The sequence below is a fragment of the Roseivirga sp. 4D4 genome (assembly GCF_001747095.1).
Lineage (GTDB): Bacteria > Bacteroidota > Bacteroidia > Cytophagales > Cyclobacteriaceae > Roseivirga.
On record NZ_MDGP01000001.1, the window covers coordinates 1,269,122 to 1,282,894 of the forward strand.

13 protein-coding genes are annotated in these 13,773 nt (G+C 42.9%); 1 reads left to right on the top strand and 12 read right to left on the bottom strand.

Annotated elements, in window-relative coordinates:
- Positions 1–42 precede the first annotated feature (42 nt).
- The gene (locus BFP97_RS05420) at positions 43–1,440 is read left to right on the top strand and encodes a Gfo/Idh/MocA family protein (protein WP_069841437.1); all 1,398 of its coding nucleotides are present in this window, start codon (positions 43–45) and stop codon (positions 1,438–1,440) included.
- A gap of 66 nt (positions 1,441–1,506) precedes the next feature.
- Here BFP97_RS05420 and ilvC read toward each other — a convergent pair whose 3' ends face one another.
- The 12 genes from ilvC to BFP97_RS05480 all read right to left on the bottom strand — a co-directional run bounded on the left by ilvC (position 1,507) and on the right by BFP97_RS05480 (position 13,636).
- Positions 1,507–2,580, bottom strand: coding sequence for a ketol-acid reductoisomerase (gene ilvC / locus BFP97_RS05425; RefSeq protein ID WP_069841438.1), 1,074 nt, complete (start codon positions 2,578–2,580; stop codon positions 1,507–1,509).
- A gap of 17 nt (positions 2,581–2,597) precedes the next feature.
- A complete protein-coding gene (gene ilvN, locus BFP97_RS05430; protein WP_069841439.1) occupies positions 2,598–3,104 on the bottom strand; it encodes an acetolactate synthase small subunit in 507 nt (168 codons plus the stop codon).
- A 1-nt stretch (position 3,105) separates the two neighbouring features.
- Positions 3,106–4,827, bottom strand: a complete 1,722-nt coding sequence (ilvB, locus tag BFP97_RS05435; RefSeq protein ID WP_069841440.1) for a biosynthetic-type acetolactate synthase large subunit — start codon at positions 4,825–4,827, stop codon at positions 3,106–3,108.
- 6 nt (positions 4,828–4,833) lie between these two features.
- On the bottom strand, positions 4,834–6,507 hold the full coding sequence (gene ilvD / locus BFP97_RS05440; RefSeq protein WP_069841441.1) for a dihydroxy-acid dehydratase: 1,674 nt from the start codon (positions 6,505–6,507) through the stop codon (positions 4,834–4,836).
- Between the two features lie 237 nt (positions 6,508–6,744).
- Positions 6,745–7,137, bottom strand: coding sequence for a rhodanese-like domain-containing protein (locus BFP97_RS05445; RefSeq protein ID WP_083262444.1), 393 nt, complete (start codon positions 7,135–7,137; stop codon positions 6,745–6,747).
- Positions 7,134–7,835, bottom strand: coding sequence for a gluconate 2-dehydrogenase subunit 3 family protein (locus BFP97_RS05450; protein WP_069841442.1), 702 nt, complete (start codon positions 7,833–7,835; stop codon positions 7,134–7,136). The genes BFP97_RS05445 and BFP97_RS05450 overlap by 4 nt, the downstream gene beginning before the upstream one ends.
- A gap of 5 nt (positions 7,836–7,840) precedes the next feature.
- Entirely contained in the window at positions 7,841–9,565 is a 1,725-nt protein-coding gene (locus BFP97_RS05455; RefSeq protein ID WP_069841443.1) for a GMC family oxidoreductase, read from the bottom strand.
- An 11-nt stretch (positions 9,566–9,576) separates the two neighbouring features.
- Positions 9,577–10,533: a sugar phosphate isomerase/epimerase family protein gene (locus tag BFP97_RS05460; RefSeq protein ID WP_069841444.1), complete on the bottom strand. Its 957-nt coding sequence runs from the start codon at positions 10,531–10,533 to the stop codon at positions 9,577–9,579.
- A 440-nt stretch (positions 10,534–10,973) separates the two neighbouring features.
- Positions 10,974–11,441: a PepSY-like domain-containing protein gene (locus tag BFP97_RS05465; protein WP_069841445.1), complete on the bottom strand. Its 468-nt coding sequence runs from the start codon at positions 11,439–11,441 to the stop codon at positions 10,974–10,976.
- 97 nt (positions 11,442–11,538) lie between these two features.
- Complete coding sequence (locus BFP97_RS05470; RefSeq protein WP_069841446.1) at positions 11,539–12,474, bottom strand: sodium:calcium antiporter; 936 nt, start codon at positions 12,472–12,474, stop codon at positions 11,539–11,541.
- A gap of 16 nt (positions 12,475–12,490) precedes the next feature.
- Positions 12,491–12,946, bottom strand: a complete 456-nt coding sequence (locus BFP97_RS05475; RefSeq protein ID WP_069841447.1) for a pyridoxamine 5'-phosphate oxidase family protein — start codon at positions 12,944–12,946, stop codon at positions 12,491–12,493.
- Between the two features lie 3 nt (positions 12,947–12,949).
- On the bottom strand, positions 12,950–13,636 hold the full coding sequence (locus BFP97_RS05480) for a Crp/Fnr family transcriptional regulator (protein WP_069841448.1): 687 nt from the start codon (positions 13,634–13,636) through the stop codon (positions 12,950–12,952).
- Positions 13,637–13,773 lie beyond the last annotated feature (137 nt).

The following is a 13,773-nucleotide window of genomic DNA, read 5'->3' on the forward strand; positions in this document are numbered from 1 at the left end:
GATTATTTTGCAAATTAGGTCGACCTAATCTTTTCAAGGCCCATGAAAAACCTCGACAGACGCAAATTCCTCAAGAAGACATCACTGACGGCTGCAGCCATCGCTACGGCTACTGCCTTTGACAGCTGTGCTCAAGATGCTCCCGAAAGGGCCTCGAATGCACAATACATGGGTGGGTTCGGTGCTCCGAAACTAGAAACTGTGCGAATAGCACTTATAGGTGTTGGAGCGCGAGGAAGCGGACATGCTCGAAATTTAGCCATGCTGGAAGGCACAGAGATAGTGGCGATTAGTGATCTCTACGAGGACTGGGCAAATCGATCAAAAACTGCCTGTCAAGAGATTGGCGCTGGACAAAGACATCAAAACATTGCATTATATACTCAAGATGAAAACCAGTGGAAGGTGATGCTCGATGAGGTGAAGCCTGATGCTGTATTTATCAGCACGAATTGGAGTAATCATGCCCCAATGGCCATAGAGGCTATGAAAAAGGGAGCGCACGCCTTTGTAGAGGTCCCTATCGCACTGACGATTGAGGAAATGTGGGCAATTGTAGATACTTCTGAAACAACAAAGAAGCACTGCATGATGATGGAGAATGTCAACTATGGAAGAGATGAGTTGATGTATCTGAACATGTGTCGTCAAGGAATCGTGGGTGATTTGTTACATGCAGAGGCATCCTATATCCATGAACTTAGATTTCAAATGGAAGAGCAGGAACGTGGCACCGGCTCTTGGAGAACACACCACTACGCGAAAAGAAATGGAAACCTCTACCCTACACATGGACTAGGTCCGGTGGCTCAATACATGAACATTGCCCGAACGGATGATACTTTCAAAAAACTAGTGTCTTTCTCTACACCTGCCTTGGGTAGACAAGACTACGCCAAGAAGAACTACGCTGCTGATCATAAATGGAATCAGTTAGACTATCAAGGTGGAGATCTCAATACCTCGATCATTAAAACAAACCTTGGTCGTACCATCATGGTACAATGGGACGAGACCAGCCCAAGACCTTATTCTAGATTAAACCTCGTACAAGGCACTAAGGGCACATTAGCAGGCTTTCCGACCCGCGTAGCTTTAGAAGGTGGTGTTGAGGGAGTTACTGACAGTCATCACCAATGGGCTCAGGGAAAAGACTTACAAGCCTTATATGATAAGTATGATCACCCATTGTACAAAAGACTGTCTGAGTCAGCCAAAGGTAGTGGACATGGTGGTATGGATGGTATAATGCGCTATCGTATTGTAGAGTGCCTTCGAAATGGCTGGCCAATGGATCAAAACGTGTATGAAGGCTGCTTCTGGAGTGCAGTGTCACCATTGAGTGAGGCCTCTGTGTTGCAAGATGGAATGCCTCAGGAGTTTCCTGACTTCACCCGAGGTGGATGGGGTGAAACGGCTCCACTTGGAATCATCAGCTGATTTGAAATAAAAATCCGTGACTTAGACATATAATAAGCCACGGATTTCATTTAATAAGAGGATTGATTAGACCAACTCTTCTTCCTTGATAGCAGGAGCATTTTCTGGTCTTAAGGCCCTTACAGCCTTCCCTGCTCTCCACATTTCGGAGTTGTGAAGCTCATCAAGTTCTTCTTGCAATTTCTCTCTGTAATCAGCTTGAGAGTTAGAGTCAATTGATCGCTGAGCTTCAGTACCAGCAACAACAGAAGCATACAATTCTTCAAAAACAGGTTTTGTGGCGGCATGAAACTTATCCTTCCAATCCAGTGCTCCTCTTTGGGCTGTGGTAGAACAGTTGGCATACATCCAGTCCATTCCATTTTCTGCAACTAATGGATACAGAGACTGAGTAGCTTCCTCAACCGTTTCATTAAAGGCCTCAGATGGTGAATGACCGTTGGCTCTCAATACCTCATATTGAGCCATAAAGAGACCTTGGATAGCTCCCATTAGTGTACCTCTCTCCCCAGTCAGGTCAGAAGTAACTTCTTTAATAAAAGTAGTCTCAAACAAATACCCTGAGCCAACACCTATACCAAGTGCCACAATTCTGTCTTTGGCTTTTCCTGTAGCATCCTGATGAATAGCGAAAGAACTATTAAGCCCCTTTCCTTCTAGGAAAAGGCGTCTCAAGCTCGTACCAGATCCCTTTGGAGCTACCAAAGCAACATCTACATCGGCAGGAGGCACGATCCCCGTCTTTTCAGCGTATGCTACACCAAAGCCATGAGAGAAATAAAGCATCTTTCCGGCCGTCAAGTGTTTCTTAACCGTAGGCCAAAGCTGAATTTGTGCAGCATCAGATAACAAGTAGCAAACGATGGAAGCTCTTTCTAGTGCCTCCTCTATTGGAAAAAGACTTACACCCGGTTCCCAACCATCCGCAATCGCCTTGTCCCAAGTCTTAGACTCCTGCCGCTGGCCTACAATCACTTTGATACCATTGTCTTGAAGGTTTAGCGATTGCCCAGGCCCTTGAACACCATAGCCGATAATCGCTACGGTTTCATTTGCCAATACATCTTGTGCTTTTGAAAGTGGAAATTCATCTCTCGTGATGACATTTTCTTCTACTCCACCAAAATTGATTAAAGCCATTTTATTCAGATTAAAGTTTATAGTTCTCTTTGTAATTCATTTTTAGGTCGAATGACAGATACTCTGCCAGACCTGACAAACTCGATTAAGCCATAAGGCTTTAAAAACTCGAGTAATTCCTGTGTTTCTTCTTTATGACCTGTCTTTTCTATGATCATAAATTCCTGTTCCATCGATAGTATTCTCGCGTGGTTATCACGGATAAGTCGCTCTACCAGGTTGTTTTCGGAAGCCTTCTCTGTTGATACTTTATACAAAGCGATCTCCTGAAAAACAGTCTCACCATCCAGGTGATAAACTGCTTGTAAGACCTCTATTTGCTTCTCTATTTGTTTTACAATTTTCTGAACAAGTTCTTCCTCTGCGTTGACCACGATCGTGAAACGAAAAACATTCTCAGCCTCTGATTCTGAGGTATTTAAGCTTTCAATGCTCAGATGTCGCTTTGTGAAAATCGAAGTGATCCTGTGCAGTAAACCAATACTGTTCTCTGTGAAAATTGATATGGTAAATGATTTAACCATCTTATGACAATCTTATGTCTGAAACCGATGCACCCGATGGTACCATTGGAAAGACATTGTCTTCTTTACCCACTTTTACTTCTAATAGGAAGCTTCCATCATATGCGATCATCTCTTCGATTGACTTGCTTAGATCATCACGATCGCTCAAAGACTTTCCTTTGATGCCATAGCCTTCAGCAATTTTTATAAAATCCGGATTGACTAACTCAGTACTTGAGTATCTCTTGTCGAAGAATAGTTGTTGCCACTGGCGTACCATTCCCAAAAAGTTATTGTTTAGGATCACAATCTTGACAGCAGCTTCTGTCTGAAATATTGTTCCTAGCTCCTGAATGGTCATTTGAAACCCTCCATCACCGATTACCGCAATAACTTCACGCTCAGGTGCTCCCAGTTTTGCACCTAAGGCTGCTGGCAAGCAAAACCCCATGGTTCCAAGACCTCCCGATGTGATATTGCTCCTGCTCTGATTGAATTTAGTATATCGGCAGGCCATCATTTGGTGCTGGCCAACATCCGTAACCAAAATAGCCTCTCCTTTGGTTAGTTCGTTGATCTCATTGATCACCTCTCCCATTTTCAGAGCGCCTTCTTCAGGCTTCAATTCATTTTCTATGACTTTGTCATATTCTATTTTATCCAGTGCTCTGAATTCTTCTAGCCAAGTACGATGACTCTTAAGTCGTACTTGTTGTGTTAAAGCACTTAAAGTCTTTTTACAATCACCCAATACGGGAATATCAACCCTGACATTCTTGTTGACCTCCGCTGGGTCGATATCCAAGTGAATGACTTTGGCTTGCTTTGCATAATGTTCTAGGTTACCCGTCACGCGATCATCAAAGCGCATGCCGATCGCGATCAGCACATCACATTCATTGGTCAGCTTATTCGGTCCATAATTCCCATGCATTCCAAGCATCCCCACATTCAAAGGGTGATCGGTCGGCAATGCAGAAAGCCCTAAAAGGGTCCAAGCCGAAGGTATTCCTGTCTTTTCAACAAACTGTTTGAACTCCTCCTCCGCCTTACCGAGAATGACTCCCTGACCAAAAAGGATCATTGGCTTTTGAGCTTCATTGATCAATTCAGCCGCTTTCTTAATTTGAATTGGGTCTAATGATGGGGCAGGTTTGTAACTTCTTATTTCAACACACTTTCGATACTCAAAATCGAAAGGCTTGAACTGAGCGTCTTTGGTTATATCGACTAACACTGGACCTGGGCGTCCTGATTTCGCTATATAGAATGCCTTTGCCAATGCGGCTGGTATGTCTTCAGCCTTGGTCACCTGGCAATTCCATTTGGTTACAGGCATAGAGATACTGACAATATCAGTCTCTTGGAAAGCATCAGAGCCCAACAGACCAGAACCTACCTGACCCGTTATACAAACCAAGGGAGTCGAGTCTATCATCGCGTCTGCAATGCCGGTTATAAGATTAGTAGCGCCTGGCCCAGAAGTGGCCAATACCACACCGACTTCACCCGTTGCTCTGGCAAAACCCTGAGCGGCATGAATCGCACCCTGTTCATGACGAGTGAGCACATGTTGAAGCTCATCTTCAAAGTCATAGAGGGCGTCATATACTGGCATAATCGCACCTCCGGGATAGCCAAATAACATCTTGACCTGCTCCGCTAACAATGACCTTATAAGTGCTTCGGCTCCGGATATATGGAGTTTTGTCTCGGTTGTCGGTTTTAGTGTTGCTTCCATACTGAATCAATTATCGGTAACACAGCCTTCTGAGGCTGAAGCGACCGTTTTGGCGTATTTTTTAAGTACTCCTGCATTTACTTTGAGTGAAGGGGATTTCCAGTTGGCTCTCCTCTTCGTCATTTCCTCATCACTGATATTAAGTGTGATCGTGTTCTGTTGAGCATCAATAATAATCTCATCTCCATTTTCGACCAGAGCAATCGCTCCTCCTACTTGTGCCTCAGGCGTAACATGCCCAACCACAAAGCCATGGCTTCCACCGGAGAATCTTCCATCAGTAATTAAGGCCACGGACTTACCCAGGCCGGCACCCATAATGGCGGACGTAGGTTTCAGCATTTCGGGCATTCCAGGTGCGCCTTTCGGCCCCTCATAGCGAATGACAATGACATGGCCTGCCTTTACCGATCCATTTCTTATCCCTTCAATCGCGGAAAACTCATCCTCAAAGACAATGGCCTTCCCTTCAAAACGCTCTCCTTCCTTCCCAGTAATCTTTGCTACTGAGCCTTCTTCGGCCAAATTGCCAAAGAGCATTTGTAGATGACCTGTTTCTTTGATAGGATTGCTCAATGGCTTCAAGAGATTAGTCTCAGGCTTAATAGCCTCAATTTCCGATAGATTTTCAGCAATGGTATGGCCGGTAACTGTCATACAATCCCCATGAAGCATGTCGTTATCAAGCATAAACCGCATCACAGCAGGAACTCCGCCTGCCTCATGTAAATCTTCCATCAGATATTGTCCACTAGGCTTAAGGTCTGCGAGAAATGGGGTTTGATCGGAAAGTCTTTGAAAGTCTTTGAGCGTCAAGTCAATATCAACGCTTTTGGCAATAGCGATCAGATGCATTACGGCATTGGTAGAACCACCTAAGACAGTGATAAGCCGAATGGCATTTTCGAATGATTTCTTTGAGAGGATGTCTCTAGGTTTAAGATCTAGTTCCAGGAGTCTTCGAACAGCTCTCCCCACCCTGGCACACTCTTCGGTTTTATCTAAACTGATCGCTGGGTTTGATGAGCTATAAGGCAGTGACATGCCTAGTGCTTCTATAGCCGATGACATGGTATTTGCAGTGTACATGCCTCCACATGCACCCGCTCCAGGACAAGAGTTCTTGATAATACCTTTGTAATCTTCATCAGAGATATTGCCCGCGAATTTCTCTCCTAGAGCTTCAAATGAAGATACGATATTGAGTTTCTTGCCTTTGTAGCACCCTGAAGCTATCGTACCCCCATAAACCATTAAGGATGGTCTATTCAATCGGCCCATGGCCATTAGTGCTCCTGGCATATTCTTATCACAGCCCACCACTGTGATCAAACCATCGTAGTAATGGGCTCCCGCAACCGCTTCGATGGAATCGGCAATGATTTCTCTGGAAACTAGTGAATATCTCATTCCCTCCGTTCCATTGGAAATGCCATCGCTAACTCCTATAGTATGGTAAATTAAACCTACCAGATCAGCCTCCAAGACTCCTGCCTTTACCTGAACTGCAAGGTCATTCAAATGCATATTGCACGTATTGCCCTCGTAGCCAGTGCTTACAATTCCCACCTGAGCTTTGCTCATGTCTTCTTCCGTCAGACCAATGCCGTAAAGCATGGCCTGAGAGGCTGGCTGTGTAGGGTCTTGGGTGAGTCTTTTGCTGTATTTGTTCAGTTCCATCACATCATTTCTGATGAATGAACTTAGAAATCATGCCATTCTTCCTTTCACTAATCTTTTGGATGAATACAATCTCTCGCGGAGGAAAAAAAACCACTAACCACTGACTAATAGATAGTTATATGTATTTCAACTACGCCTTTAAAGCTGTTTTTGCAATCGATTTACGATCATCGTTTTAGCCGGCTTTCGTGTATTATCCAATAAAAACCCCACTGTGGAGTGGGTCTTTTTTTGTCATTTAACTATCGGAAGCCTTTTCTCTCTCCAGGCCTCTATTCCTCCGGCCAGATCGTAGGCCTCTTTAAAGCCAATTTTCCTAAGAATTTTTAGGGCACTATTACTTCGAACCCCGACAGCACAGTAAACTGCAACAGGCTTTTCCTTATCGAGTTTTTGAAGTTGACTTTTGAAATCAGACTTATAGTAATCAATCAACTTGGCATCAGAGAGATGCCCAGCATTGTATTCTCTTATTGTTCTAACATCTATCAGTTGTAAATCAGCTTTCTCTTTAATCAGCTGCTGCAATTCATCAACTGAAATTACTTTAGAGATGATATTTCCCTGTTCAGTCGAATTCGAACAGGAAAACAACGTCAAAACCGATAGTATTAGGACCTTTATCACGTCAACAAGTTGCCATCATCATCCCATTGGGCAATATCCATGCGCTTACTTTGGTCTACACATTTAGCCAACCACTCTTCGTCATAGGATAAACCTTGCTCATCCAATACATCCTGAGGTACCCCATCCCAGACACCAGGTCGATTTCCCTGATAGCCCAGATCCTTAATGCCTAATTCAGAAGTGTAGTAACCCGTCAAGGTCAAATTGCGCATTCTGGTAAAGAACTTCTCTCCCGCCATTAGCTCTGGAGCTGTTTTACCTGGAAATGCAATCGTATCACAAATGGCCAACTGCTGCTCGTTGTTTAGCTTCTTAAACTCAAGGTTGTGCAACTTATTGGAATGATTATCAAGCCATGCAAGTCCTCCACGAATAGGCAGTTGTTGTCTTGGCATATCTTTGACAATGAACTCGATAAATGCCGGAACTTCAGCATCTATTGCTCCACCTATCTCTGCTTTTGCGGGCAGAATTATATCACACAATACCGCTATAGTTTCCAATTCATGTTCGTTCAAAAATACTTCAGCGAGTACTTCTTTGTCATGTTCTTGTTCCCTTACCGTTCTACCGTAGCCAGGTAAACCAGCTTCTTCAGTCGTTTCTTCCACAACATCTGGAGCACATCCAGTAACTAACAAGCCACCTGCTACGGAGCCTACTAACAAACCTTTTAATGAATCTCTTCTATCCATAACTCTTAGATATTACGTTTTTTGACTTGGTCTACTAAATAATCAGATGCTCTCCATGCAAGGGCTAAAATCGTCCAAGTAGGATTTTTATCTGCTTGCGAAACGAATGGTCCTGCATCCATTACAAAGACATTTTCACAATCATGCAATTGGTTATACTTGTTGGTCACAGATGTTCTTGGGTCATTGCCCATTCGTGTAGTTCCCACCTCGTGGATAATTTCTCCAGGCTTAGTCAATCCATATTCGCGATCAGCACCCGGTTTATCTCCTAGGAGAATTCCACCTGTAGCACTTAATACCTCCTCGAAGGTATCTTGCATGTGCTTGGCTTGCTTGACTTCATTGTCCGTCCATTGATAATTGAATTTCAAGACTGGAATACCCCATTCATCGACTACTTCATTGTCGATTTCACAGTAGTTGTCCTTTTGAGGAACGCTTTCTCCCCTGCCTGAAATTCCAACGACAGCACCATAGTAACGCTTGATGTCTTCTCTCAGTGAATCACCATAGCCACCAACTTCACCCATACCCGTGATCTTATTGAGGTCGTTCGGGTTAAAACCAAAGCCATAACTCGGCATTCCCATGCCTCCCCAGACTTCAATATGATATCCTCTAGGGAAGTCCAATTTCGCGTCATTTAACCACCAAGGTGTATAAACGTGCATTCCTCCAACACCGTCTTCGTTATAAATCTTGCGATCCATCAGTTTAGGAATGAATACTGCTCTGCTGGCTCCTGTAGAATCATGCAAATATTTACCCACTACTCCACTACTATTGCCTAAGCCATCTTGATGCACTGAACTCTTTGAATTCAGAAGTATCCTTGCGGTAGAACATGCAGAGGCTGCCATTACCACTGTTCTTGCTTTCAAATGATAGGTCTTTCTATCCAGCTTATTAACATAAGTAACACCTGTGGCCTTACCCTCTTTATCCGTAGTGACTTCACTTACCATAGCTTCCGTGAAGAGCTCAACCTTTCCGCCATTCTTCTGGGCAGGAAAAATTAAACATGTTCCTGATGAGAAATCGGCATAAGCCGAACATGCTCGATTACACTGCCCACAATAGAAGCAGCTTCCACGCTGGTTATTGATACGCTTGGTCAATATAGATAGCCGTGAAGGAATTACTGGAATTCCTGTTTTTCTAGCGGCATTGATATAGTGTAACTCATGTAATCTGGGCTTTGGAGGAGGCAAGAAGAAACCATCAGGTTCGTTTTTGATATTCTCCTTACTCCCGAATACTCCGATCAGCTTATCTACTTTATCATAGTAAGGCTTGACATCATCATAACCAATGGGCCAGTTATCGCCTAAACCATCAATACTTTTTCGTTTAAAATCGAGAGGTCCGAACCTCAGCGATATTCTTCCCCAGTGATTGGTTCTACCCCCAAGCATTCTGGACCTAAACCAGCGAAAGTCGGTTCCGCTTTCATTCGTAAAAGGTTCTCCTTCCAAATTCCATCCGCCATAAGCGGCATCAAAGTCTCCAAAAGATCTTCTATCTGAGCTGGCTCCTCTTCGGGGAGATTCCCAAGGCCATCGCAATTGATTTCTGTATTCATCTTGCGCTGGGTCAAAGAATGGACCTGCTTCTAAAACCGCAACATCGAAACCTGCTTCGGAGAGGATTTTAGTGGCCATTCCGCCACCTGCACCTGATCCTACTATGGCTACATCATACGTTTTGGCTGATTCAATTATCTGCATAAGGTTGATTATTATTCAATAATGGAAATGGTCTGTCGCATAGCATCAATGGTCTTTTGCAATGCCGCTTCATTATCTAAACTATTAAGTTCCTGATTAAAGGGTTCTGCCCTGACTGGCCCATCATAGCCAATCTCCAATAGAGCAATTAAAAACTTTTCAATATCTATTACTCCAGTCGCTGAAGGCAATTCTCTTTCCCAATCGAGTTGTTCTGCTGCTGTTCTTCCAGCTTTCGCATCATTCAAATCCACTGTGACAATGCTTTTGGGATCTAGGCCTAGAATATCTTGATCGGACTCCCCGGCACAATACCAATGGAAGGCATCAAGCTGAAAACCCACATTCGGTTCATTAATCGCATCGATTAACTCCTGCAATTCGGTCATCGTTCTGATGAAACTGAATTTATCCCTCGACATAAGCGTCTTTGGTCCAACATATTCAAGTCCCAACATAATGTCATGATTTGCCAGTAACTGCGCTACTTCTTTAAGTCTGCGCGTATGCCGATCGAAATTTTGACGATAAGTCAACTTGTCGTGCGTAGGCATAATCCATGTAGACATTCTCTTGGCGCCCGAGAGTTCTAAGGCATAAGCTGCTTCGTTGAGTCTCGAAAAGTCAGATCGAAAATCTGGCGCAGACTCTCTAAACTGTACTGGAAGATTAGCAGTACCCCAGGTGATATTGTTCTCCTTCATCTTTTCCAGAAAAGTGTCAAGACCTCGATCTCGCATAGTGGCGAGCTGATCAGTAAGTGGCACTATGGCTTCAAAACCGTAAGCTATGGCACTATCCAGCAAAGCCTGTTGTGATAGCTGAACACCAATACTTCCGGGGTTTAGGCAAATTCTGAATTGACGTTTGATTCTTTGATTAGGGAGCCACATGGATGTTGGCAAAATGGCAGATAGAGAAAGTGCCGAGGCTTTGGTCAAAAATTCTCTTCGTCCAGAATCAATCATCCCCTTAAGATAAATAATTCACTCAAGATTCAAGACCTATTTTACTCGAGCCTCAATATACTTTTGCCATAGGATTAGAACGACTTGGAAAAAGACTGAGTATAAGTGAGAAAATTGAGCAAATCACGAGCTAGGAAACCAAACAGAAATGGGTACCCACTTCTTTCAAAGTAAATACCCATTTAATTCTACTAACTCCGTAGAGACAACAAAACCTCAAGCTACAGTTATTATGACTTCATCCTACTAATTCAATCTTTTGCAAGAATGGTTTTCAAAATCTGATTCAACTAACCTTTCACTTTTCCCAATTGGTCACCGAAGTGATCAAAATTTCTGAGTTATCTGATAATTGAACCTAGCGACTTAACGCTTGTCTTTTATCTCTTACTTGATGATATAAAGATAGAGCAGACTACCTCCTCTACCGATGACCTTCGTCATCGCTTGCGATGACTTTTATTATCCCTTGATACACTTGTAATGTCACCTTCTTTCGTAAGTGTCAATAGCATATGCTCATTCTCTTCGGTTCCTGAAGTGATCGCCACTACGTAGAAGCTTCCCTCTGGCTTTTCTGATAGCTTCATCCAATCATAACTACTCTTGGGATATGTCTCGTCAACTGTCAACCTTACCAATCCCGGCAGTTCTCTTTTATTGTTTATGATTGTGATGGTTTCGACCCATTTTGCCTCAGTGGAGAATATGGCATGTCGATGTTTTTTCTGATCTATAAAACCGACCTGATAACCATTGCTATTCTCCAGAATAGACCAACTTACCTGAGTGGCTTCTGGGTACTTAGCATCGAAAACTGATTTGGTTTTGTTAGGAATAATTTGTGCCGCAAGTACTTGTGTCAAGCACATCAACCATAGGGCTAAAATGAGTCTTAATGTCTTCATAGGTATTTCTTTAGATCGCTTGACTAAAGCTAGTTCTTAACCACAGCTTAACCGATGACTTGTATTCTGAGTAGAGAAGACTTAGATCAACATTGATTTACGGCAGTATGATTTTGTATAAACAAAACATACCAAAAAGCACAATCAGGGCGATTGCTTCTTTTCGTTGCAGTCCCTTCTTCTTCCAGAAAAAGAATATTACTAGAGCAGATACGAAGAGAAGAAAGGGCACATCTACGTGAATGATTCTCTTTTCGAAGTTCAATGGGAAAATAACCGAGCTTATCCCTATAGGAACCAGTATATCATAAATATTGCTACCAATGATATTTCCAATTGAAAGCCCTGGAGCTTTTTTCAAAGCAGCTGAGATAGATACTGCTAGTTCAGGCAAGCTGGTACTTAGACCGATAATCACTATCCCAATAAACGTTTGAGAAACGCCCCAGCTTTCTGCAAGTAAAAGAGCGTTTCTGACGGCCAGTTCCGATCCGGTAATTAAAATAAATGCTCCGCCTAAAATGTAGCCAATAATGATATGCAGTTTCTTTATCCTCTTTTTCTTGAGTTTCAATGCCATCTTTTCTCTTCGAATCATTGTCCAGTAATAGAGAAAATAGATGATCAGCATAGAACTCCCTTCTTGCATTGTGATTTGACCGTCCAGGGCGATGAAAAAGAGCAATGCCACGGAACCAACAAAGAAGGCACCGTCATTGAAAATTTGAGATTTGGTAAGGGTGAAATAGCCGTATAATCCGCTTATACCCAGAACGGCAGTGATTTGAGCTATACTGCTGCCAATAGAGTTTCCGATGATGAGCCCTGAGGCTTCAATGCCTTGAAGTTGTTTTAGAGAACTGGTAACGGCTATAGCGGTCTCGGGTAAATCAGTAATAATGGAAAGAATGACAATGCCTGTAAAGACATGAGAAAGCTCATAATGATCGGCAACTCTCATTACACCCTTCAGCAGCAATTCAGTTCCGGCCCATAAAGCCAATAAACCAAGAATGAGCAAAGGCAATGTCATAGAATAGAATATTGACTCATTCTTTTTCGAACCTTCCTGATCTATCAGTAATCTTGATTCTATAGGTAACCAAATTTGTACTGGAGCCAATCATATGAGGGAGTTTTTCCATGCCGAACCTCGGTAAACTACTCTCTCCTACTTTGAAAGGCATCATTCTATTTGTCAGGAGTCTTATGGCATTTTCAGATGCCTTTCCGTTATCATCCAACTCTTGAAATTCTCCATTTAAAAGAACACTTCGCCAATTGGCAAGATCATCAACCTGATCTATTTCGAAGCAAACTTGAGGGTTCTCTCTAAGCATTTGAATCTTCTTGCCTTCACGCGTATGGCTATAAATATAATCTCCATCGTAAGCATAGACCACCGGTACTACATATGGTCTTCCATCGGCACTACAGGCCAATCGCCCAACCAGTTCCGATCTCAGCAGGCTATCAATCTGACTATCATTGAGGATACCTTGCATATCTTAAGCGTAAATATTGTGGATGTGATTAAGCCCTTGAAGGTTCAATACTTCAATATTTCTACCCTCTATCTGAATGAGCTTCTCTGCCTTGAACTCAGACAAGAGTCGGATAACAGTCTCTTTGGCTGTACCGACAAAGTTAGCGAGTTCTTCGCGTGTCAAATCAATGCCTCTGCTTTGATCTTTATAGGTCTTATTAAGAGAAAGCAAGCTTTCGGCAAGTCTGCCTCTTACTGGCTTGTAGGCCATTGAGACCATTCTTTCCTCAGCTTCCGCCAGATCTCGGCAAAGTAGACCAGTAAAATAGTCTGAGGCTTCATCGGACTTAAAAATCTCAAAGAAATCACTCTTGGGTATAAAAATCAATGTTGCATCTTCAACTACAGTTGCCCCGGAGGTATACCTTCGATCTGCCAGCAAGTCTTTATACCCTAAGAACCTTCCTGCCCCTGCGATTGTGAGGATTTGCTCCTTACCATCGCTGCCATATTTAAATACTTTGACCTTGCCAGACTTCACATAGTATAAACCATGAGGCAAACTGTCGATCCTAAAAACTACCTGTCCTTTGGCATAGAAATCTTCCTCAAAATCTCCAGTGGGTGAGTTGTCAGAGGCAATCTTAAAAAATGAGGGGAGTTCGGTTATTTGTGGGGTGTCGAGTACTTGTTCTTTCTGTGCGATCATGTCTATATCTTTTGGTGAGTGTTGATTAAAGGTCACACAGAATAGACATTAATGGTAGACGTGAAAAGCGTATTTTGAGGCTAATGAAAACGCGTATTTATCTAAGAAAAATTCGTAGAAAGATGAAGTCAGCACGA

Bases quoted from the DNA above. Each gene is read 5' to 3' on its own strand.
- BFP97_RS05420 (WP_069841437.1), top strand. From the start codon at position 43: ATGAAAAACCTCGACAGACGCAAATTCCTCAAGAAGACATCACTGACG.
- ilvC (WP_069841438.1), bottom strand. From the start codon at position 2,580: ATGGCTTTAATCAATTTTGGTGGAGTAGAAGAAAATGTCATCACGAGA.
- ilvN (WP_069841439.1), bottom strand. From the start codon at position 3,104: ATGGTTAAATCATTTACCATATCAATTTTCACAGAGAACAGTATTGGT.
- ilvB (WP_069841440.1), bottom strand. From the start codon at position 4,827: ATGGAAGCAACACTAAAACCGACAACCGAGACAAAACTCCATATATCC.
- ilvD (WP_069841441.1), bottom strand. From the start codon at position 6,507: ATGGAACTGAACAAATACAGCAAAAGACTCACCCAAGACCCTACACAG.
- BFP97_RS05450 (WP_069841442.1), bottom strand. From the start codon at position 7,835: ATGGATAGAAGAGATTCATTAAAAGGTTTGTTAGTAGGCTCCGTAGCA.
- BFP97_RS05455 (WP_069841443.1), bottom strand. From the start codon at position 9,565: ATGCAGATAATTGAATCAGCCAAAACGTATGATGTAGCCATAGTAGGA.
- BFP97_RS05460 (WP_069841444.1), bottom strand. From the start codon at position 10,533: ATGATTGATTCTGGACGAAGAGAATTTTTGACCAAAGCCTCGGCACTT.
- BFP97_RS05465 (WP_069841445.1), bottom strand. From the start codon at position 11,441: ATGAAGACATTAAGACTCATTTTAGCCCTATGGTTGATGTGCTTGACA.
- BFP97_RS05470 (WP_069841446.1), bottom strand. From the start codon at position 12,474: ATGACATTGCCTTTGCTCATTCTTGGTTTATTGGCTTTATGGGCCGGA.
- BFP97_RS05475 (WP_069841447.1), bottom strand. From the start codon at position 12,946: ATGCAAGGTATCCTCAATGATAGTCAGATTGATAGCCTGCTGAGATCG.
- BFP97_RS05480 (WP_069841448.1), bottom strand. From the start codon at position 13,636: ATGATCGCACAGAAAGAACAAGTACTCGACACCCCACAAATAACCGAA.